The sequence below is a fragment of the Streptomyces sp. Da 82-17 genome (assembly GCF_046098215.1).
Classification (GTDB): Bacteria; Actinomycetota; Actinomycetes; order Streptomycetales; family Streptomycetaceae; genus Streptomyces.
In genome coordinates this window covers 46,118-65,408 of sequence record NZ_JBJURH010000003.1, presented here as the reverse complement: position 1 = coordinate 65,408, position 19,291 = coordinate 46,118, and the positions used below count along the sequence as shown (strand labels likewise).

Genomic DNA, 19,291 nt, shown 5'->3' with positions numbered 1-19,291 from the left:
TCGAGATGAGGAGGGCTATGGCCCTGGAAGACATGCTCGCCGGCCTCAAGGTCGGCGACTACGTGACCGCCACAGGGCAGGACACCCGCGGACATGACGTGACCCGCACCGGAACGCTGCTGGCCCGGCCGAAGCCGGTCACGCTCCAGCGGAGCGGGAAGCGTGTGAAGGGGGTGCGCCTGTTCGTCGGCGCGGAAGGGACGAGCATCGAGGAGCGGTCGACCTGGACCACGCTGGTCGAGGACTTCGGCTCCGTCGAGAAGGCCAAGCCGACCTGGCAGAACGCCGAGCTGCGGACCGTGCCCGGCGTACGGATACAGAACCCCAACGTGCGGATCTACTTCGGAGGAAAGGGAGGGAAGCGGTCGACGGAACCGGCCGAGCCGGTCGTCCTCGCGGGCGTCCGGCACATCGGGGACGGGCGGTACGAGGTCTACGACGTGGACAGCGAGGAAGTACTGCTGACCGGAACGCTGTCGGCTCAGCTCTGGTGGCTGCCCGCGAAGGCCGCGGCCTCCGAGCCGGACCCGGCGCCAGTGTCAGACCCCGCGGCTACTGTGGACGAAGACCTCGGTCGACCGGTCCACCACGTGGTGACGGGCGACCTGGTCGGCTACCTCACGCCCGACAGGTTCACCCCGATTGACCAGGTGAAAGAGCAGTGACAGAGAAGCTGGTGTGCCTCGACTCCCGGCACGGTGGCTGTGCCGGAGAGGTGATGTACCGCGAGAGCACGAGCGGCACCGGGACCACCGTCCCGCGGTGCGACCAGCACGCAGCCATGGCCCGAGCACGGGCCGAGAAGCGCAGGCAGAACAGAGGCGAGTGAACCCGTCGAACATGCCGAAGAGGCGGCCCGCACCCATCGTGCAGGGCCGCTTTTCTTCGCTCGCAAGCAAGTGGAACAAGATCGCAACGGAGGGGGCGAAGTAGTGGGGACGAGGCGCCGACGGCGTTTCATGATCTGGGAATGGCTCGCAGTACTCACGGCAAACGACGGCGCATGCGTGTACTGCGGCGACCCCTCACAGACCATGGACCACGTGATCCCGTTCGCCGATGGTGGAGCGGACGAGCTGACGAACCTCGTGCCCGTGTGCCACACCTGTAATCGGAGCAAGAGCGGCAAGAGCGTCCCGGCCTGGATGATGGCGATGGATCTGACCGTCCGCTGGTACGGCGGTGGCACCCCGCAGGGCAAGAGTGGCTTCGGGGACAGCCAATGGAGTCTTCGAGAGATGTACCTCTCGATCCATCAAGAGGTGCTGACGCTCCTCGACGACCTCGACACAGTGGCAGCGGAGATAGCGGACGCGCAGCGCCTCGCCTGGTTCGAGCGCCGGTTCGCAAACCGCGGCTTCCCCTCGGCGTCGTTGGGGGTACCGCGTGCACGGCGCTATGCCGAGGACGACATCGCGCTCGCCAAGAAACGCAACTGGCCGAGCGCATCGGACGATCTGGAGCGCTACGCAGGGCGTTTCCCGGAGCTGAAGCGGGCTCTGGACCTCGTGAACGAGAAGCTGGCGTAATGCCCAGGTACCTCCCGATATAGGGTGTGTGTACGCACCAACTAGGAGGGGGCTCCGGTGAGCAACGGATACAAGGACGTGAAGCAGGCCGCGGAGGACACGCACAAGATGATCTGGGGGACCTGGTTCTTCACCGGGATCGTCATGATCACCCTGGCGATCCTCACCGAGGACGTGTTCCTCCTCGGCCCGGTCCTCGACTTCGTCGCCACCTGGGGCTGGATACCCGCCACCATCGTCGCCATCGTCCTCTCGGTCATGGTCGAGATGCGGCGAGACGACGCACGGAAGAAGGCCAACGGCGTCGGATTCTGACGCTGAAACGCAAAAGGGCCCCCGGCCTGTCCCAACTCAGGGACGGCCGGGGGCCTTTCTGTTTGCCTGGTGAATGACATGGACGCGACGCCAATGATTCATTCACTCACGGCGCTCTCTCAATCCCCCGAGCGGTACCCCTACCGCCCGGAAGCGCGAAGGTCGTGGGGGTTCTAGGGCGGGTCCTGCCCCGGTGAGGGGGGAGCGGGCGGCGTGGGTGCCGGTGGTGTGGGTGCCGGGCCGGGGTCATTCCGAGGTGGCTCCACTGGGGGCGTGGCGTTTCTGATGGTGTGTCGCGCAAGCATGAAGGCTGTCAGAGCAGAAATCAGTGCTGCGATACCACCGAGCAAGGCTCCGACCCCGGACATCATCGCCGCCATGTCCGCGGATTGCTTCACGTCGTCCGGCGGAGGCTCAGTGGGGGCCGAAAATCCGGTGGGGAAGCCGAAGAACATGTACAGGAAGCCCAACAGGACCACGATGGTTGCGGCTCCGAGAGCCCAAGCACCTTGCCAGGCCCACCTAGCGCCTCGACTTCCCGAGGTGAGAACCAATGCTTCTAGCCAGCCGGGGTCACCATCGGTTGAAGTCCCTTGCCTGCGGGCCTTGAAGTTGGAGCGCCCAGCGAACCAAGCCGTGACAGCGACCATTAGCGCTATCGTGCTGAGCGCGTACAGAAGGATCACGTGTCCCGGATGCATCGCCCCTCCCGCGCCTCGGGTGTTCGCCTATTACCCGAGGTCGACAGGTCTAATCGGTGGCTGACCAGCTTCGTACTCGGCGAGCTGCATGTGCAGCTCCGCCAGAGCATCGTTCGGCGAGGTCTCGTGAAGAGCCTCGCGGGTCTTGCCGTCCTCCACTCGCTGTGCGACTTCACCGACACCGAGCAGCGCGCCGACCAGGGCAAGCACGCCGTACCAGTCGATGTCGGGGAAGCGGCTGACAAGCAGCGGCACCAGGGCCGCGAGCACGGCCACGATGCGAACGGAATGGGCACGCAGGAACGCCATAGGGACTCCTCTGTCAGGGGTGGTTACTTCATGAGGCGGGCCCAGGTCTCCGGGCCGGGGTAGCCGTCGGCGCTCGAACCGGTCCAGCCCTGTGCCCGCTGGAAGGCGCGCACGGCATTGCGGTCCGCGTTCGTCCACCGCGGACCGGGGCCGATCGCGTAGAAGCGGCCGTACCCCTTCTTCACCAGCGCGGTGCCGAGCTGCGTGACGTACTGGTTCACCTGGCCCGGCTTGAACCGGGACGCGCCAGGGAACGCCGGGACCTTCGGCTTCGGCTTCGGCTTGGGCTTTGCCGGGGCCTTGTCCGGCACGGTTACCTTGTCGCCGGGGTGGATCACGTTCGGGTTCTTGATCTGCGGGTTGAGCCCGATGACGGTCGCCAGGGAGACGCCGGCCGCCGCTGCGATGGTGGCGAGGGACTGGCCCGCCTTCACGATGACCTTCTTGGTCTTGCCGCTCGGCTTCTTGTGGCTCGTGCCCGAGCTGGTCGTCGGCCCCGAAGCCGTTGCCTTGTACGTGAACCCCGACTTGCCCTTCTTGCTCGGGTCCGCGGTCGTGATGCCGTCGCTGAACTGCGGGTATCCGTAGCCGTGGACGTACGCGTCACGGCGGAGCCGCTTGCGGGCCATCACCTTGTTGCCGTTGGCGTCGTTCGTGGTCGAGGTGTTGCCCTCGTAGGTGTAGATCCACTTCGAGTCGTAGGCGTAGCAGATACCCGTGTGGGTGCTGCCGCTCGTGCCGTAGATGACCTGCGCGCCGATCGCTGGGTACTCGCTCCAGCGGCCCTTGTTCTTGAACCACTGCATCGCCGTCCACACGGACGCGGTCCGCGGGTAGAGGCTGGAGACTCCGGCCTTCAGCGCGACCCAGGACACCCAAGTCGCGCACCACGGCTGGTAGTTGGACCACTCAAGGCCCGGCACCTGGCCGGAGTACTTCTGGTGACCGCTCGGGCGCTCGCCCGGTGCACGCTGCGCCTGGTAGCCGACCTCACCCTTAGCGACGGACAGAACCTTCGAAACCTGGGACATGCTGCCCCCTTTCGGGCATGAAAAAAGCCCCCAAGAAGGGGGCGTGAGTGGAGAGTTGGTTACTCGGTCTCTCGCGTCGGCTCGACGGCGGAGGTGACCGGCTCGATGCCGTTCTGCCGGAGCTGGAACGCGTAGTCCGCGCTCATGTGGCGGTAGTACTCGACGAGGGCTTGCAGCTCGTAGACCGAGTCCTGGAGTGCGCCTCGCCAGCGGGCGAGGTCTTCGATGTGTTCGCGTCGGGCCTTGTCGAACGCGTCCCTGCGCTCGAACCAGAGCTTGATGAACCCGACGAGGGAGGCGATCCCACCCGTTCCGAACACCACACTGAGGATCTGTGATGTGCCCATTGGGGACCTCCCTTCTTAGATGGTGCCGACCCACCTGATCTCGGCGAATGAGCCCCACTTGTACTGGAGCGACACTTCTTCGTTGGCCCAGCCGAAGGTGGACTCCAGGCACTTCGCGGCGAACTGGACCTTCGACCCGGCCTTGAGCTTCTGGACGGTCGAGTGGCCGCCGCACAGCGTGTAGCTGGTGGACTGCGACGGGGAGAAGCTGTCGACGGCCGCCGCGGCGATGGCGTCGCCTGTGCCGGCCGTCATGTTCACCCCGATGTCGACCCACAGGTTGTGCCGTAGGTCGCCGGTGCTGGCCTGCGTGTTGAACGCGCCGTTCAGCGTGATCCGGTACCGGCCGTCGATGGGCACGATGAACTGCCAGGCCGTGTCCCGGCCCATCGTCCAGTCGGCCTTGAACGTCGGGACCATGCCGGGCCACGTCTCGTACGAGGTGACCGGGGCGCCCTCCGTGCCGAGCGGGAAGAACGGGATCACCGAGTACGCGTCCTTCGGCATGTCCTTCCGCTTGAGCCCGATCATCCGGGCGGCCGGCGGGTTCTGGAGGAACCGGTGCACGTCGGAGATCCGCTTGTTGAACTTGGTGGCGTCCTCCAGCTCACGGGGAGTCCACGACTCGATTGCAGGAATACTCACGGCAGCCTCCCGACCCAGCGCATTTCGAGGAACGAGCGGCCGGGCATGGTGCGGTTGGCGAGCACGTAGTCCTTGTCGGCGACGCCTCCAGCGGAGACCGTCTCGCCCTTCTTCAGGTTGATCGTCGTACTGATGGAGCCCATGTACCGGCTGGAGCCGTTCGTGGCGTGGTGGACGCGGCCAGGGCAGTGCGAGGCGAACGAGGCGTACCCGGAGGTCCAGTCGGCGTCGGTGATTTGGTTCTTGCCGAGACGGAGGTGGACGTTGTTGGCCTCGCCGTTCGTCTCGATGACTCCGCCGAACGTCACGGCGTAGAGGCCATCCTCGGGGGCAATGAGGCGCCAGACGTTCCCACTGGAGTTCGGCACGACCATCGATCCGCCCGTGTTGTCGTACTCCTCGCCGGGGGCTGAGCCCTTGCCCGGTTCGTAGATCGGGTACGTGAGCCACTTGTTGAAGGTGAGCCACTTGCCCCTGTCGATGGCGTCGGCCGGGTTGCTGCCGCTGAAGGTGCCGCGCTGCCGGAGGGTCACCTTGCAGGCCGGCGGGGCGTAGAGGAACTTGTGCACGTCGCGGACGTACTTGTTCATGGTGTCGGCGGTCACGACTTCTCGTTGCCGCCAGACGTGGACGAGCGGAGTCGCCATCAGGGCTTCACCCCCACCCATCGGAGTTCGAGATGAGAGATCATCTGCGCGTAACTGCCGTCCCCGAGATAGAAGGGGTTGTCGGCATGGACGGCCAGTGAGACGAAGTCACCGGCCTTGAGCGCGACCGTCGCGGAACCGGCGCCGATCTTCTCGGCCGCGGAGGCACGGCCGCAGCCGACCCGCACGATCGGACGGGCGGCGATGTCTTTGCCGCCGGTCAGGTTGATGTTCGCGGCTGCCAGGCCGAACGTGAGGGTTCCGGACACGGCCCGCAGGATGATGCCGAACGACAGCTCGTACAGGCCGTCGATCGGAGCCACGATCTTCGCTGGGTCCTTGGACATCAGCCCGCCCGTGGTGTCGTACGAGTGTGTGGCGCCGACTCCGGAGCCGACGCGTTCGAGCGTCACGGGGTACCAGGTGGTGGCGGCCTTCTGCTCGCTCGCCTGGTTGGCGACCGTCCGTCGGCAGGCCGGGGGCTCTAGGAAGCCCCGAAGCACGTCACTGACGTACTGCTTCATGTCGGCTGGGTTGATCTTCTGGCCGTCGGCCCAGGTCTTGATGTCTGCCATCTGATCACCCCAAGACTGTGGTTGTGCCGAGTACGGATGCGGCGTCGTCGCCGAGAATCCAGGTCGGCTTGCCGTCGTTGATGCCGGGGATCTGGATGGTGATGCAGGCCGCGGCCTGCACGGTGGTGTCGAGAGTGAGGCTGCCGGCCGACCCGCCGGAGCCCGGAGTGTCCGAGGCGATCAGGCTGACGTTCCGGTTGCCGAACTTCCCGAGCTGGGAGGCCCGGCCCGTGACACCGTCCGGCCAGGCGAAGCCGGTGAGGTCGGTGGACTCGGCGAGCACGATGAACACGGACGTGTAGTCCACGGGGGAGTTCAGCGGGACGAGGTTCACGTTCTCGTACTGCTTGATCTCCTTGACCGGCGTCATGCTCGGGGCGGTCCAGTCGCCGCCGCGGTACAGGAGGTTCATGACGGTGCTGGTCTTGCTGCCCGCCACGTCCCAAACGATGTCGCCGGGGCGGCCGTCGTACGGCCACACCGCGACGGACAGCCAGGTCCCGGAGGCGAGCTGCTGGGCCTGGTTCAGCATCCAGGGCTCAACGATCTGCGGCTTCACGTCGGACGCACAGACGGACACCACGTAATCGTTGACGATCAAGCCTGCCGGGTGCGGGATACCGATGTAGTCCCGAGCCCCGAAGAGGCTGCTGTTGGCCTTGACGAAGCTGGGGTATCCGACCGGCGCCGGCGCCTTGAACTGCCACTGCGCCCCGTCCCAATACTTCAGCGACGGCTGACCTACCCAGGCGGTACCGTCCCAGACCCTCTTCGTCCCCTCGACCCACTTCGAGCCGTCCCACACCATCGTGGGGTTGTAGCTACGCGCCATAAGCCACCCACACATCCCCGACCTGCGGGTTGCTCGGTGCGGTGGGGCCGGAGAAGACGCGGGCGGTGCCCAGGTTCGGGGCGGATATCGCCCCGGCGGCCTCGACCCTGCCGTCAGCCCGGACCCGGAACACGGACGGCTCGGTGCCAGCACGGCCCTTGGAGATGTTCAGCGCGGTGCCGTTGGCGCTCACGGTCTCCCACTGACCGATGGCAAGGGGGACGTGGCTGCCGTTCGGCTCGACGTAGAGGGTGCCGTTGTTCTTGAGGCGGGTGAACTCCTTGTATCCGGCGGGCGTGCCGATCTCGGTCTCGACCTTGAAGACGTTGCCTGCACCGTCGCCCGTGGCGCCTTCGACCTCGGGGACCTTGAAGCCGGTCCACGTCACGCCCTTCTCGCACGAGATCTGGGCGCCACGACGGGGGATGTAGTTGTTCAACTGCTCGTCGGTGTACTGCTTCGAGTTGTGCGGGTCCAACGCTTCGGTGTGCGCCTTGAACCGCTCGCCGAGGGTGTTGGAGGTGATCTTCAACCGGCCGACACCGAAGTCGATCCACAGGTACTCGGCGCCCGGAGGGCCCCAGAACAGGGGGATGACTCCGCGCTCGTCGGCAACGAGCTGCGTGATGGGAGTGCCGTTGATGTCGACCAGGTCGAGGATCTGCTCTGCGGACTCTTCCTTGCTCGACCATACGGTGCCCACTGCGGCCGGCACCCGGACACCGGCCTCGTTCTCTGCAACGTCAGCCGGAGTCCCACCAAACAAATAACGGTCTGCCATGGGTAACTCCTAGAAAATTAAAGGGTGTTGGCCTCGTAGACGCCGGTCAGGATGATCGAGGACTTCCGCGGGAACACGAGGAGGTAGTCCAGGCCCTCGTGGAGCTTCGTCGGGCTGGGGTAGAGGATCTTCGCGACGTTCGTCTTGTTGCCCGACCAGGACATGCCCGTGAGGCTGACGAAGTTCGGGAGCCCGGCGTCGTAGCCGCTGTTGAGCATGTAGCCGGTGAAGGACTGGCCGATGTCGCTCGACGGGTTCTGCGGGAGCGTGAAGGAGATCGGGCCCGTCCCGGACTGCTTGATGTCCGTGTTCGACGTGTTGTTGATGTCGATGGAGAACCACACCGAGTTGGGGGCTATCCACCGCCACAGGCCGCGGTACTGGATTCCGGACGGCAGCTTGCCCGTGTTCACGAGCTTCGGGGTGTACGAGCGGGCCTTGCCCAGGTGCCGAGTCACCATGTAGCCGTCACGGCCGTTGAACGCCTCATACTGCGTGTCGTTGCCGTTGGAGTCGAGGTCGTAGGAGAACGTCCCCATCGGCTGGTAGTCGGCAGTCTGCCGGGTGTTCCACGGCGTCGAGACCGGGGCCGGCATGTCGTACGGAGAGACGTTCGTCAGCACGAGCGCGCCGTCCTTCGCGGGTACCAGCACCTCGTGCAGGACCATCTCCCACGTGCGGCCGGCGATCCGCTGGGGTCGCGGAGCGATCGGCGCCTTGGAGGGCTGGCCCTTGACGGCCGCGAGGTTCGCCGAGCCCTTCGCCATGTCGACGCGGACGACGATGGTGTCCCGGCGCGGGTTCTCCGTCGGGTTCGCCTCGATGTCCAGGGTCAGGATGGAGTCGAGCTGGTAGTAGAAGCCGCCCACCCAGGCCGAGCCCGCCTTGATCTCGATGGTCCGGGCGTTCACCACGCGAGCGGCGAACGGCAACACCCCGCCCTGGTAGGAGTAGTTGGTGAGCTTGAAGTCGACGCGGTCACCACCCCACAGCTTCGCCATGTCCTGCCAGTCGAGCTGGGAAACCGCGGCCTGGCCGCCGGAGGCATTCGCCTCACCGAACGGGAAACTCTTCTCTGCCATTTACATCCTCGATTCCAGCTTGCGCAGCTTCGCTTTCATTTCCCAGACCGTCTTGTAAAGGTTCAGAGGCGAGCCGGTTCCCTGGTCGCCGATCTTCGGCGTCACATCAGTTACGCGACCACCGTCCTCGACGGAGATGTTCACCTCTTTGACGATGTCCTTGTATTCCTCGCCGTCCACGGCAACCGTGACGATGTCGCCCACGAAGTAGTCCCGGCCGAACTTCGTCTGCTCGGTGTCGATGGGATAGATCTGGAAGTGCCCGGACTTCTCGCCCTCCTTGAGGGCATTGGCCGCGGCTTCCTCGACGGCCTTCACGTAGTGGGCCGTGGCTGCTGCCTTCTTCTCGGCCGCCGTGGCGCCGGGCCACTCCTTGCCGTCCGGGCCGAGACCGAGGTCTTCCACGTCCTTGCCGGTCTCGTCCTTCACGATCTTCGTGACCAGCTCGGGCTTGCCGTCCTTGCCCGTCTTGAGCGGGATGTCGCGGCGGTCGACGAAGCTCTCCCGCTTCACGCCCCACTGCTTCTCGCCGTCCGTGTCGGTCTTCTGGAAGAGGTAGCGCTCGGCGCCTTCGCCCTGACAGGCGACGATGGCGCGGGTGACGGAGGGGGCCTTGAGCTGCCACTCGTACTGGCGGAGGTTGCCGAGGTCGGGGGAGAAGCGGACCTCGCCGGAGCGGTCCTTGCACTCGTAGATGGACAGCTCGATCTGCTTGCTGTCGTAACTCCAGAGGAACCGGTAGCCCATCCGCTTGTCCTTCAGCCACTCCTCGAACTTCTCGCCGAGGTTGTCGAAGCGGAGGGAGTCCGAGAACGTGTCGCCGATGGGCACGTTGGGGCCAACGTTCAGGCCCCCGATCTTGCGATCAGACAGGGCACGGGCGCCGAAGGCGAGGTCGGCCTCAACCCAGAGGGCCTGGCCGAGCGGCCCGCCGGCCGCCCGCGTGTCCTTGCCGGTGTACTGCTTGTCGACGGGAAGGACGGCCATCTGGTCCGTGCCGGCCCCGGTGATGCCGGGGAAGGCGAGGTACCCGTACGGGAACTGGTTGTCGCACTTCCCGCCGACGAACACAGAGCCGGTGGCGGTGTGCTGGTCGGTCGTCCAGTACCGCTCGAAGGCGTCGATCTGCCCGGAGAACACGGGGTCGGTGACACCGTCCTGGTAGATGACGATGCCGCGGCCCTGCGTGAGCAGGCCCTCTTGGTAGGTGCCGCTCTTCACGAGGAGCTGCCACGTGCCGGGCTGGTTGAAGCGGACCGTGAAGTCCAGCTTGATCCACGTATCGATCTCGCCGAGTATTCGGCGCTCGCCGTTATAGACATTCCCCCTTACCAGGACGCGGTATCCCATGCAGCCTCCTAGTAAGTCTTGAAGCGAGGCCGGAAAGACAACCTCAATGAAGAAGCCCCCGAGCCGGGGGCCATTTCTACGGATATCGAGGACCATCCCTTGGGGATGGACCAGAGTTGGGGATTCGCTCCGAGACTCGACCAGTAGTTCTTGCCCTGGTCGTCCTTGAGCGTCTTGTATCCGGGCCGGGTGTCGATGGTGAGCGTCCGGCCTGCGGCCACCACGTCCGTGCCGGACGCGGGGATCTCGAAAGACTGGCCGTTGAAGGAGAACTTGAACCCGCGGACCGGGCCGGTCAGTTCCCACACTGGCCATGCCTCGACGCTGCCGGGGTTGTACACCGACAGGTCAGGCGTGGAGACCATGCCCTTCTCGATACGTAGCGGCAGGAGGGACTTCTCGGTGGACAGGAACGCCTCGCCCTGCCCGAACTTCCACTCGGCGACCTGGACTTGGTCCGAGTAGAACCACGGGTCGAAGGCCGTGAGCTGGATGCCGAAGCGGGTCCAGCGGAAGCCCGCCGAGTCCTCGCCCTCGTCGCCCTCGACTCCGCCCTTGTAGTACGCGTACAGGTACCTCGGGCGGCTGTCGGCCTCCATGAACTTGAGCACGCAGTACCCGTTCATCGGGTCGAGCGCGTCAATGAGCCGGTCCTTGAGCTGCCGCAGTGTGCGCCGGTCGATGCCGTGGATGTAGACCGGGATCATGACCTCGCGCTGGGCGTAGCGCGCGGACCGGTAGATCGAGCCGTGCAGGTTCGGACTCGCGTCCGCGTGCAGCTCGACCGGCGGCATGTCGAGGCCCTGGGCACCGGCCTGGATCATGATGGCCGGCCAGTCCTTGCCCTGTGACCCGGTGAGGGGGATCTCCTCCCCCTCACCGTTCGCGCCACGGATCGAGACGTAGGTGTATCCCCACTCCACCGGAACAGGAGGTTGAGGCCGAGGCTGAACAGGCTTCTCCTCGACCTGGTTTTCTGTTGCTGGAATGGGCATACGCACCTACCTCTCGTTTAGAACCCGGCCATCACCTCCGCCGTGCGCATGGCACGGAGGACCGCGTCGGTCGTGTTCTCGGACTTGGCCTCGTGAATGTGGATCTCGTACCGCTTGCCGGCGACCATTTCTTCGGTCTTGCGGGCGTTGTAGACCCGCTCACCACCGCGGAAATTGACCAGCTCAGGCCCGTGCTCACCCACCATCGCCAGGCCGGCGGTCGCCGACTTGGTTCCGGTCCAGTAGCCCTTGTTGCCGGACAGGGCCCGGCGCCAGCCGGAGCCGTAGCGCGAGATCGCGTAGTTCACGCCCGCGTAGATCGACGCCAACGGGTCGTACTGGCCAAAAGACTTGTACGGCCCGGCGTACGCGTTGAACGTCCCGAGGATCGTCTGCATCAGGCCCTTGGACGGATGCCCGGCCTTCGCGTTCGAGTCCCAGTTGTTCACCGCTCGCGGGTTGCCTCCGGACTCGACCGCGATCCGGTGAAGGATCAGGTCGGCGTCCTTGGCGGAGATACCGCCCTTGCCGCCCAGTTCCTTGATGACTCGCAGAACCAGCGGGCGCCAGCGGTTGACCGAGCTGCCCGTAGGCATGTCGTAGTCGCCGACACCCTCGGACAGAGCGGCCAGCGATCCTGGCCACGGGTTGAGGACGGGCCCCTTCCCGGTGCCCGGTGCACCGCCGCGAGGACGAAGAGCACCGTCGGCACGGTCGCCGTAGCCGAGCTGGCGGCGGATGGACCGGGACTCGTTACCGCCCACGGTCTCCAGGGACTTGCCCTGCTTGCCGGTGGCGATGTTGATGTGACCCCAGTTACCAGGGCCGTAGCCCTTGTAGACCATGAGGTCACCGGCACGAGCCTGACCGGTCGGCACCCGGCTCATCTTGTTGACCCAGGTGGCCACCGCGGGCCAGCGGTTCTTCGGCGTCCCCTTCGGGGAACCGCCGTAGGCCGCGTTCGCCCCGGCGTGGTCGACGATGTACGAGACGAAGTCGGCACACCACGACTCGTAGGCCGAGCTGCCGATGTACTTCCGTCCGGACATGTCGCCGGACTTGGCCTCCTGGAGGGCGAGTTTGACGACCTGGCCGCCACCGCCGCCCGTGTGGTCGTCGGCCCACTTGCCCCACTTGGCGAGCCACGGCTCGGCCTTGCCGAACGCTCCCGCGTTGAGCTTGCCGGCCTCACCGAACTTTGCGGCGATGGACTTGAGCTGCGGCGCGATAGCCGCGTCCCAACCCTTGTGGACGGCTTCCTCGTAGCCCTCGTACGGATCGTCCTTGTGCTTGCGCACCCAGGACGCGCCGTCACCGACGACGCCACCCTTGGCGAACATGTTGCCGCCCTTACGGGCCTGCTCGTTCCAGTGAAGAATCGTTTCCTTGCCGAGAGCGCGAACGACCTCGGGCCGAAGAATTCCTTCACCGGGAGACAGGACCGCGGGAACCTTGTCGACGCCCGGCATGTAGCCCGGCACGACACCACCCGTGTTGAACTTCACCGGGTGCAACGGGGAGTTGGTCCCGGCGAGCTTCGCCATCGAGCTGATCATGCCGACAGCGCCCTTGTTGTACGGACCGCTGACCGTGCTCCTGGTCGAGGAGTCCGCGAAGTTCATCGCGGAACGCCAGACCTCACGGATACGGCTGGACGCCTGCTCGAAGAACCGCTTCGTCTGGTCCACCCCACTGCGGAGGCGACCGAACGAGCTGAGCGCGTTCGAGGTCGACGAGGACACCTGACGGGCCACGTCCGACCAGACACCCTGGTTCGAGGACCGGAAGTTCCGCTCCGTCGCCGTCAGCTGACCCAGGTGGTTGATCCACCTGCCCTGAGCGGGCTTGATCTGCCCGTCCACGGCCTGAGCGACCTTCGAGCCGATGTCGGACCACGAGCCGGCCGAAGCCGACTGGTGCGCCCGCACCGCGGCCGTCATCGAGGTGAGGGCCGCCTCGATCCGCTTGGCTGCGGCCTCGAAGGCTTCAGCGTCCGGGATCGGAGTCACGGCCTGGTCCGGCACCGCCTTGGCGGGCTTGCCGGCCTTCGCCTGCTGGTTGAGACCGAGCACGGTCTGATACCCGAGGGCACGGACCGCATCCGGCCGGAGCACCGCCTCACCTGGGGCGAGCAGGGCGTGAACCCGGTCGTTGCCCGGCGAGTAGCCGGGGACGATCCCACCGTCAGCGAACTTGAACAGGCCCTCCGTGTTCGGCAGGTTCTCCTTGGCCTGCGCGTAGAAGGAGTCCCAGACCTCACGGGCGAACTCGGAGGGGTTCCCCATGATCTTGCCGACGAGATCGATCATGCCCTTCACGGAGTCGATCACGCCGTTGAACAGATCGGTGAACGTCGAGATCGCTTCGTCCAGGACCTTCTTCGGGTTGGTGACCAGGTCCTTCGCGAGCGAGCCCAGGCCCTTCACCATGTCGGCCAGGCCCGAGAAGAGGTCCTTGATCATCTCCAGCAGGTTCGACGGGCTGAGGAGGTCGGTGGTGAACTTCGCTCCGCGCTGGAGGATGTTCCCCTGCCCCTTCCACACGTCGTCCCAGAAGAGCTGACCCGCGGTCGGCGCGATGGCTCCGGCCGCCAGGCCGATGATGTTGCCGATTCCAGTCGGGGTGGCCTTCAGGAAGTCCGGCAGCCGCTCGAACATGAACGAGCGCATGTTGGAGAAGCGGTTGTTCGCCGCACGGCCCGACGTGTCACCGCCGGTCCGGGCACCCCAGGAGCGCACGCTCGCGCCCGTCGAGCCGCCGATCTTCGACCCGGCCGAAGCCATGTCGATGCCGCCGCTGAACGCATTGAATGCAGGGGCGAAGTTGATCGAGTTGGTCAGCTCGTCGAGGATTGAGAACGGCCAGCGCTTGCCGCCGCCGTGACCCTTGCCCTTGGCGACACCACCCTTGGCGAACCGCGAGAGACGGCCTCGGGCCGCTGCCGCGTTCCACATGTTGATGGTGCCCTCGCCCAGGTGGGCGGCGACCTCCGGACGGAGGATCGCCTCACCAGGAGAGAGGATCGCCGGGATGCTGTCGACGCCGGGCGCGTAGCCCGGCAGGACGCCACCCATCGCGTGCTTGGACGGCTTGCGGTGCTTGCCCTTCCCCTTGCTGCCACCGAGGCCGGTGATCGCGTTGACCTCGTCGACGTTGGTGCTCAGGTCGTTGGCCTCGTCCGCGGCCCCCTTCAGGGCCCGCTTCAGGTTGTTGACCGAGGTCGTCGTCGAGGTGACCCGCTTCTTGCCGAGCGAGTCCATCCGGCTGTTTGCCGTGGACAGCTTCGACGCCACAGCATCGACAGCCGAGTAAAGGGAGGAGCCGCCACCCTTGAACTTGTCGCGCAGCGACTTCAGGGGCTTGCCGTTGAGCGTGGTCATCCGGTCGATGACCTGCTGCACGGCGGTGCGGACCGAGGTGACCTTGGGCTTCGTCCAGTCGAACTCCTGCCGCAGGGCCTTCAGCGATCGGCCGTTGAGCTTCTTCACCTCCGAGGAGGCGTCCTTCACCTTCTGCTGGGCCGTCTCCGCCTTCTGCGAGAGCAGCCCAACTTCCTGGCGCACTCCGCCAGTTGTGCGGTCGTTCAGCTCCCGCATGTTGTTGCTGGCTGCCTGGATGCGCTGCGAGGCGTCACGGGCCGAAGCCGCGAGGCTCTGGCCGGCACTCCCTCCCAGGGCGTTCATCGCCGGGTTGAGGCTGATGTTGTTGACGCCGCGAAGCTCCTGCTTCAGGCCGCGGATCTTCTCGTCCAGGTTGCGGAGCGACTGCTCGGCCTGGCCGGTTTGGATGCGGACCTCTTCAGTGCGGCTGTCCTGCCCGCGGAAGCGGTCCCAGGCCCGGCGGCCCATGCTCCGGTTGTCGCCGCCCCGCAGCTCGGTACGGCGGTCGCGGTAGCCCTGCCGGAACGTTCCACCGTCACGGCGGGACTGGGCGCCGGCCTTGATCTGGCCGAGCACCTTGCCCGCTCCCGCCAGGCCGCCGACGAACCCGCGGGCCAGGCCGATGGCCGGGCTCAGCAGCTTGCCGAGCTTGCCGAACGTCTTGGTCAGCAGACCGAGACCGAGGATGAACGGGGCCGCCATCGCGGCCATCTTGGCGACCTTGAGGACGAAGTCCCGGATCTCCGGGTGGGCGTCGAGGAAGTCGACCGTGGCACGTATCCACTGGACGAACTTGGTCAGCACCTCGAAGAACTCGGTCAGCAGCTCCCGGATCATCGGCAGCAGCTTCGAGCCCATGCCTTGCAGCTCGTTGAGGAGACCGCCCTCCATCTCGCCGGTCTTCTCGTTCTTCTTGCCCATGATCGCGGACCCGAGACCGGTGTACGCGAACGAGCCGTCCTTCTTCTCGGAGTAGAAGAGCTTGCCGAGGGAGACCTGAGCGTTCTCCTTCATCTGCTGGAGCCGGCCACTGATCGTGGCGCTCGCCATGCGCTCGGCGGACCCCTTGATGCCGGGGTGCGTCTGCCAGCGCTCAAGCAGCTTGTCGATGAGGTCCGAGCCCTCGATGCCGCCCGTCTCCTTGGCGTTCTGCATGAACTCGTACATCTGCGCCGAGGCGGACTGCTTCTTCATCTTGCCGGGATTGGCCGGGTCCTTGACCATCCGGTCCTTGAACCCGTACATCCGCGCAAGCTCGTTGGCGGGGATGCCCGTTGCCCGTTCGAGCTGCTTCATGTTCCGCATCGGAGTGCGGCCCATGTCCAAGATGACCTCGGTGGCGTACATGCCCTGGGACACCATGGTCGGGTCCATGATTCCGCCGTAGGCAGCCTGGTCACCGATCATCTCGACGATCTGACCGGCCTTCTTCGAGACGGCCTGCGAGCCCTTCGCCTTACGCCGGGCGTCCTTGGAGTTGAAGTCCTCGTTGTGCGACGCGAGCGCACGCGCGTACCGCGTCGAGTACTTCTGCATGTCCTCCAGCGAGTACGGGGTCTGCACCGCGTACTGCTGCATCTCCTTGAGGAGCTTGTTCACGTCCTTGACGGCCAAGCCCATGCCGTGGAGACCGGTCTGCGCCTGAATCATCGAGTCGGCGGACTTCACGCCGACCGCGGACAGGCCGGCGGCCAGCAGGCCGACCGGGCCGATCAGGTGGTGCGTGATCAGGCGGCCGGTCTCGGTGACATGCGTGCCGAAGGTGTCGAGCTTCTTCGACGCCGTGTCCCACCCGCGGTTGAATCGCGTGAAGAACGGCTCCGAGTTGCGGGTCATGGTGTTCAGGGCCTGGCGGTGCTCGGCCACCTGGTCCAGCAGCATCCGGCGCTGGATCTGCGCCGTCTCGATCTGATTTTGCAGGTCAGCACGTCGAGCGAGAGCCATCTCCCGGATCGCGGCCCGCTGCTGCCGCAGCGTCTCGGCCTGCTCGGCGCGGCGCTGCCGCTCCTGGCGAAGCTGCTCCTGGTGGATCTCCCGATCCATGCGGGCCGAGTCCTCCAGGGCGCGGCGCTTGCCGGCCTCCGTCTCCCGGTAGGCGCGCAGGTCATCGCGGTAGCCGCGCAGGAGACGGCGGGCCCGCTCCTGGGCGGTGCGACGCTGCTCGTTGTCCAGCTCGCGGTCAGCGCGAGCCATGCCTTCCACCGTCTGCTGGTGCAGCCGGAGAGCCTGCTTGGCCTCCTTGGAGTGGCCCTCGGTCCGCTTCTGCTGTGCTTCGAGTGCTTGGCGGGCACGAGCGGCGACCTGGGCGCCGTGCGTCCGGGTGATCTCCTGCTCGACCTCGGCGAAGCTCTTGGCCTCAGCCTTGTGGGTCTTGCCGCGCTCCGCAGAGCCCTGCTTGGCCTGCTGGTTCAGAGCCCGGTTCATCTTCCGGGCCTCGGAGGTAGCCTCCCGAGTCAGGCCCTCGAAGCCGCGGCTCATGCCGGTGCTCAGGGCCTTGCCGAACTCCCGCCCGTAGCGACCCATGGTCGACGTGAGCTGAGTCCGCATCCGGGCGAGGGCTTCACGGTCAAGGTGCGGCTCAATCGAGATGTAACCCGTACCGACCTTAATGGCGCCGCGTGGACCTGCCATGCCGCCTCCTAGAGGTTGCTCATGTGCGTGAAGAAGGAGGACAGCTCGGCACCATCAGCAAATGTGTATTCCGGTTCCTTCGGCTTCTCCTGCGTTTCCTGGCCTGGCCGTTGAACGGGGTCGGGGACCGGCAGGTCATCCGACTCATCCGAATTGGCCTTGATGAAGAGGTAGTTGGAGATCTCTGCTGCATCGCTGACGCGTGCAATGAGGTGGTCCGTCACGGACCACGAAGCGGACTCGTCGACCTGCGCGAGGAAGGTGGACCGTCCGGGCTTCTTGATGAGCGACTGAATGAGGACGTGAACTCGTCTGAGAGAGAGCCGTCCACGCCACACGTCGAGCAGATCGACCCCGAAGAATTCGAGGAAGTCGGCCTCCAGTTCATCGGAGAAGTCGCGTATGGCGTGGATGGCGCCGATCAGTTTCCCGAGTCGCCGAACCCGGCAGCCTCGGAGACCTTCTCGGCGAACGCCTGGAAGTCGCGGATGGTGGCGCCGGTCGCCTTGTACGCCTCCCACTGCACGCCGAGGATCAGCTTGATCGCCTCCACCTCGTCGTCGACCTCCAGGAGGCCAACGGGCAGGTCGAGCGGGGCCGGGATCGTGTACTCGACGCCGTTGTGCTCGAACACGGTCGGCTGGTCCTCGGCGGCGGCCTCGGCCTTCTTCGCAGCGGTCGTCTTGCGCGGGGTCTTCGCAGCGGTCATGGCAACTCCAAAACAAAAAGGCCCCGTTGAGGGGCCTGAAGATCAATGCGGGGTATGAGAGAGGTGCCGGGGACTTTGTCCCTCCCCGGCAGGGGAATCGTTCCTGCTTACTCGCTGGCCGCCGCGGTGACCGAGAGCGAACCGGCCTGCGCCTCCACGCCGTTGACGGCGACCTTCACCGCGTACGAGCCGACCGGGGCGTCTGCCGCAGCCGCGATGACCGAGGTCAGGTTGCCCTGGCTGTCGGTGCTCGCGGAGCCGGCCGTCACCTTGCCGTCCGAGCCGGACGGGCCGGTGATGGTGAAGACGGCCGCAGTGTTCGGGGCGAAGTTCTCGCCGGTCAGGGTGACGCTGCCACCCTGCTCAACGGTGTTGCCGGACAGGCGTGCCGCGGCGGGCTCCTGGACGGTGCTGCCGGAGTCGTTCAGGTCGTCGTTCGTGAGGACGTACCCGAGGCCGCCGTTGTAGTCGAGGGCGTCGATGGTCAGCTCGAACTTCCCGTTCTCGGCGCGCTGGAGCTGGATGGCGCCGCGGTCCGAGATCATCGCGCGGCCGATGACGCAGCGGTACTTGGTCTGGCTCTGCGACCAGTCGACGACGAGAGCGATCTCGTTCAGCTCCGGCGTGGACTTCAGGTCGAGGCGGAACAGGCCCGGCGTCTCCTTGGACTCGACCCACGAAGCACCGAAGAACAGCTCGGTCGTGAGCTTCGAGGTCTCCATCAGGGTGGCCTTGACCTGGAACGATGCGCTCTTGACGTTGTACAGAACGGGCACGGCGCTCTGCCAGACGTTGACCGGGTCCGTCTCGATCGAGGGGGTGATGGTCACGCCGCCCTCGTCCACGTAGCCGAGGTTCTTGAACGGGGCGCCGAGCGCGTCGAGGCTGACCGGCAGGACCGTGCCGGAGCCGGGAGCGTCGCTCGCCTTGGGAGCCGGCGCGATGTGCAGGGCGCCGTTCGGGGCGAACCGAATCTTCTGCGGGTTGCCGGTCTCTGCGGGAGTAGACATAGAGCCTCCTGGAAAAGGGCATGAAAAAAGCCCCCTCGGAAAGGGGGCTTTGCAAGGTGTGCTATTCGGTTGTCAGTCCGTCTCCCACGTGATCTCGCTGATCTCAGGGACCTTCGGAGGGACGTAAGGAACCGGGGGCGTGACGACCGGGAGACTCCATTCCGACTCGGCGCCGTCGGCCTTTGCGACCTTGGCGCGAACCTGGAAGATGTCGCCCTCGTTGAACGGCTTCCCGTAGGCGTCCTCGGTGAGGGTGAAGTCAGTGGCCGGCCAGTCCTGGCCGGTGTTGATGACCCTCACTCGCTCGTCCTCCGGTGTGTCCGGGTGAGCGTTCACGTGAGTGATCTCAAGGACAATCTCGGTGCCGGGAATGCCGACGAAGTTCATCGACTTGAAGTCGAACTTCATGATGCTGGCCATGG

20 protein-coding genes are annotated in these 19,291 nt (G+C 65.9%); 4 read left to right on the top strand and 16 right to left on the bottom strand.

Features of this window, described 5'->3' with window-relative positions; translation table 11 throughout:
* Positions 1–17 precede the first annotated feature (17 nt).
* From ACIDOF_RS05660 to ACIDOF_RS05645, 4 genes are all read left to right on the top strand, one after another.
* Positions 18–665 carry a hypothetical protein gene (locus ACIDOF_RS05660; protein ID WP_409004572.1) on the top strand — a complete coding sequence of 216 codons (648 nt, stop codon included), beginning with the start codon at positions 18–20 and terminating at the stop codon, positions 663–665.
* The gene (locus ACIDOF_RS05655) at positions 662–829 is read left to right on the top strand and encodes a hypothetical protein (protein WP_308941112.1); all 168 of its coding nucleotides are present in this window, start codon (positions 662–664) and stop codon (positions 827–829) included. Before ACIDOF_RS05660 ends, ACIDOF_RS05655 begins: the two co-directional genes overlap by 4 nt.
* 130 nt (positions 830–959) lie before the next feature.
* A complete protein-coding gene (locus ACIDOF_RS05650) occupies positions 960–1,529 on the top strand; it encodes an HNH endonuclease (RefSeq protein ID WP_385933881.1) in 570 nt (189 codons plus the stop codon).
* A 57-nt stretch (positions 1,530–1,586) separates the two neighbouring features.
* Positions 1,587–1,844 (top strand): hypothetical protein, encoded by a 258-nt coding sequence (locus ACIDOF_RS05645; protein ID WP_409004571.1) that lies wholly within the window; start codon positions 1,587–1,589, stop codon positions 1,842–1,844.
* 731 nt (positions 1,845–2,575) lie between these two features.
* Here ACIDOF_RS05645 and ACIDOF_RS05640 read toward each other — a convergent pair.
* The 16 genes from ACIDOF_RS05640 to ACIDOF_RS05565 form a co-directional block, all read right to left on the bottom strand.
* Positions 2,576–2,854 carry a hypothetical protein gene (locus ACIDOF_RS05640; RefSeq protein ID WP_409004570.1) on the bottom strand — a complete coding sequence of 93 codons (279 nt, stop codon included), beginning with the start codon at positions 2,852–2,854 and terminating at the stop codon, positions 2,576–2,578.
* 23 nt (positions 2,855–2,877) lie between these two features.
* A complete protein-coding gene (locus ACIDOF_RS05635; RefSeq protein WP_409004568.1) occupies positions 2,878–3,885 on the bottom strand; it encodes a peptidoglycan-binding protein in 1,008 nt (335 codons plus the stop codon).
* Between the two features lie 59 nt (positions 3,886–3,944).
* Positions 3,945–4,232, bottom strand: coding sequence for a hypothetical protein (locus tag ACIDOF_RS05630; protein WP_385933893.1), 288 nt, complete (start codon positions 4,230–4,232; stop codon positions 3,945–3,947).
* 15 nt (positions 4,233–4,247) lie between these two features.
* Entirely contained in the window at positions 4,248–4,877 is a 630-nt protein-coding gene (locus ACIDOF_RS05625) for a hypothetical protein (protein WP_409004567.1), read from the bottom strand.
* Positions 4,874–5,524, bottom strand: coding sequence for a hypothetical protein (locus ACIDOF_RS05620; protein ID WP_409004566.1), 651 nt, complete (start codon positions 5,522–5,524; stop codon positions 4,874–4,876). Before ACIDOF_RS05620 ends, ACIDOF_RS05625 begins: the two co-directional genes overlap by 4 nt.
* On the bottom strand, positions 5,524–6,099 hold the full coding sequence (locus ACIDOF_RS05615; RefSeq protein WP_409004565.1) for a hypothetical protein: 576 nt from the start codon (positions 6,097–6,099) through the stop codon (positions 5,524–5,526). Before ACIDOF_RS05615 ends, ACIDOF_RS05620 begins: the two co-directional genes overlap by 1 nt.
* 4 nt (positions 6,100–6,103) lie before the next feature.
* A complete protein-coding gene (locus ACIDOF_RS05610; protein ID WP_409004564.1) occupies positions 6,104–6,931 on the bottom strand; it encodes a hypothetical protein in 828 nt (275 codons plus the stop codon).
* Positions 6,921–7,634, bottom strand: a complete 714-nt coding sequence (locus tag ACIDOF_RS05605; RefSeq protein ID WP_409004563.1) for a hypothetical protein — start codon at positions 7,632–7,634, stop codon at positions 6,921–6,923. Before ACIDOF_RS05605 ends, ACIDOF_RS05610 begins: the two co-directional genes overlap by 11 nt.
* A gap of 95 nt (positions 7,635–7,729) precedes the next feature.
* Entirely contained in the window at positions 7,730–8,794 is a 1,065-nt protein-coding gene (locus tag ACIDOF_RS05600) for a hypothetical protein (RefSeq protein ID WP_409004562.1), read from the bottom strand.
* The gene (locus ACIDOF_RS05595; protein WP_409004560.1) at positions 8,795–10,144 is read right to left on the bottom strand and encodes a siphovirus ReqiPepy6 Gp37-like family protein; all 1,350 of its coding nucleotides are present in this window, start codon (positions 10,142–10,144) and stop codon (positions 8,795–8,797) included.
* Between the two features lie 8 nt (positions 10,145–10,152).
* Positions 10,153–11,067 carry a phage tail domain-containing protein gene (locus ACIDOF_RS05590; RefSeq protein ID WP_385933908.1) on the bottom strand — a complete coding sequence of 305 codons (915 nt, stop codon included), beginning with the start codon at positions 11,065–11,067 and terminating at the stop codon, positions 10,153–10,155.
* A gap of 89 nt (positions 11,068–11,156) precedes the next feature.
* Entirely contained in the window at positions 11,157–17,066 is a 5,910-nt protein-coding gene (locus tag ACIDOF_RS05585; RefSeq protein WP_409004559.1) for a transglycosylase SLT domain-containing protein, read from the bottom strand.
* Between the two features lie 92 nt (positions 17,067–17,158).
* Positions 17,159–17,374, bottom strand: a complete 216-nt coding sequence (locus ACIDOF_RS05580; RefSeq protein WP_385933912.1) for a hypothetical protein — start codon at positions 17,372–17,374, stop codon at positions 17,159–17,161.
* Positions 17,375–17,571: 197 nt separating this feature from the next.
* The gene (locus ACIDOF_RS05575) at positions 17,572–17,859 is read right to left on the bottom strand and encodes a hypothetical protein (protein ID WP_409004557.1); all 288 of its coding nucleotides are present in this window, start codon (positions 17,857–17,859) and stop codon (positions 17,572–17,574) included.
* A 107-nt stretch (positions 17,860–17,966) separates the two neighbouring features.
* Positions 17,967–18,869 carry a hypothetical protein gene (locus tag ACIDOF_RS05570; RefSeq protein WP_409004556.1) on the bottom strand — a complete coding sequence of 301 codons (903 nt, stop codon included), beginning with the start codon at positions 18,867–18,869 and terminating at the stop codon, positions 17,967–17,969.
* Positions 18,870–18,941: 72 nt separating this feature from the next.
* Complete coding sequence (locus ACIDOF_RS05565; protein WP_409004555.1) at positions 18,942–19,289, bottom strand: hypothetical protein; 348 nt, start codon at positions 19,287–19,289, stop codon at positions 18,942–18,944.
* Positions 19,290–19,291 lie beyond the last annotated feature (2 nt).

Coding starts and splice junctions, on each gene's coding strand:
- ACIDOF_RS05600 (WP_409004562.1), bottom strand. CDS start 8,794: ATGGCAGAGAAGAGTTTCCCGTTCGGTGAGGCGAATGCCTCCGGCGGC.
- ACIDOF_RS05630 (WP_385933893.1), bottom strand. CDS start 4,232: ATGGGCACATCACAGATCCTCAGTGTGGTGTTCGGAACGGGTGGGATC.
- ACIDOF_RS05595 (WP_409004560.1), bottom strand. CDS start 10,144: ATGGGATACCGCGTCCTGGTAAGGGGGAATGTCTATAACGGCGAGCGC.
- ACIDOF_RS05610 (WP_409004564.1), bottom strand. CDS start 6,931: ATGGCGCGTAGCTACAACCCCACGATGGTGTGGGACGGCTCGAAGTGG.
- ACIDOF_RS05640 (WP_409004570.1), bottom strand. CDS start 2,854: ATGGCGTTCCTGCGTGCCCATTCCGTTCGCATCGTGGCCGTGCTCGCG.
- ACIDOF_RS05620 (WP_409004566.1), bottom strand. CDS start 5,524: ATGGCGACTCCGCTCGTCCACGTCTGGCGGCAACGAGAAGTCGTGACC.
- ACIDOF_RS05570 (WP_409004556.1), bottom strand. CDS start 18,869: ATGTCTACTCCCGCAGAGACCGGCAACCCGCAGAAGATTCGGTTCGCC.
- ACIDOF_RS05650 (WP_385933881.1), top strand. CDS start 960: ATGATCTGGGAATGGCTCGCAGTACTCACGGCAAACGACGGCGCATGC.
- ACIDOF_RS05615 (WP_409004565.1), bottom strand. CDS start 6,099: ATGGCAGACATCAAGACCTGGGCCGACGGCCAGAAGATCAACCCAGCC.
- ACIDOF_RS05565 (WP_409004555.1), bottom strand. CDS start 19,289: ATGGCCAGCATCATGAAGTTCGACTTCAAGTCGATGAACTTCGTCGGC.
- ACIDOF_RS05635 (WP_409004568.1), bottom strand. CDS start 3,885: ATGTCCCAGGTTTCGAAGGTTCTGTCCGTCGCTAAGGGTGAGGTCGGC.
- ACIDOF_RS05660 (WP_409004572.1), top strand. CDS start 18: ATGGCCCTGGAAGACATGCTCGCCGGCCTCAAGGTCGGCGACTACGTG.
- ACIDOF_RS05585 (WP_409004559.1), bottom strand. CDS start 17,066: ATGCGGACTCAGCTCACGTCGACCATGGGTCGCTACGGGCGGGAGTTC.
- ACIDOF_RS05575 (WP_409004557.1), bottom strand. CDS start 17,859: ATGACCGCTGCGAAGACCCCGCGCAAGACGACCGCTGCGAAGAAGGCC.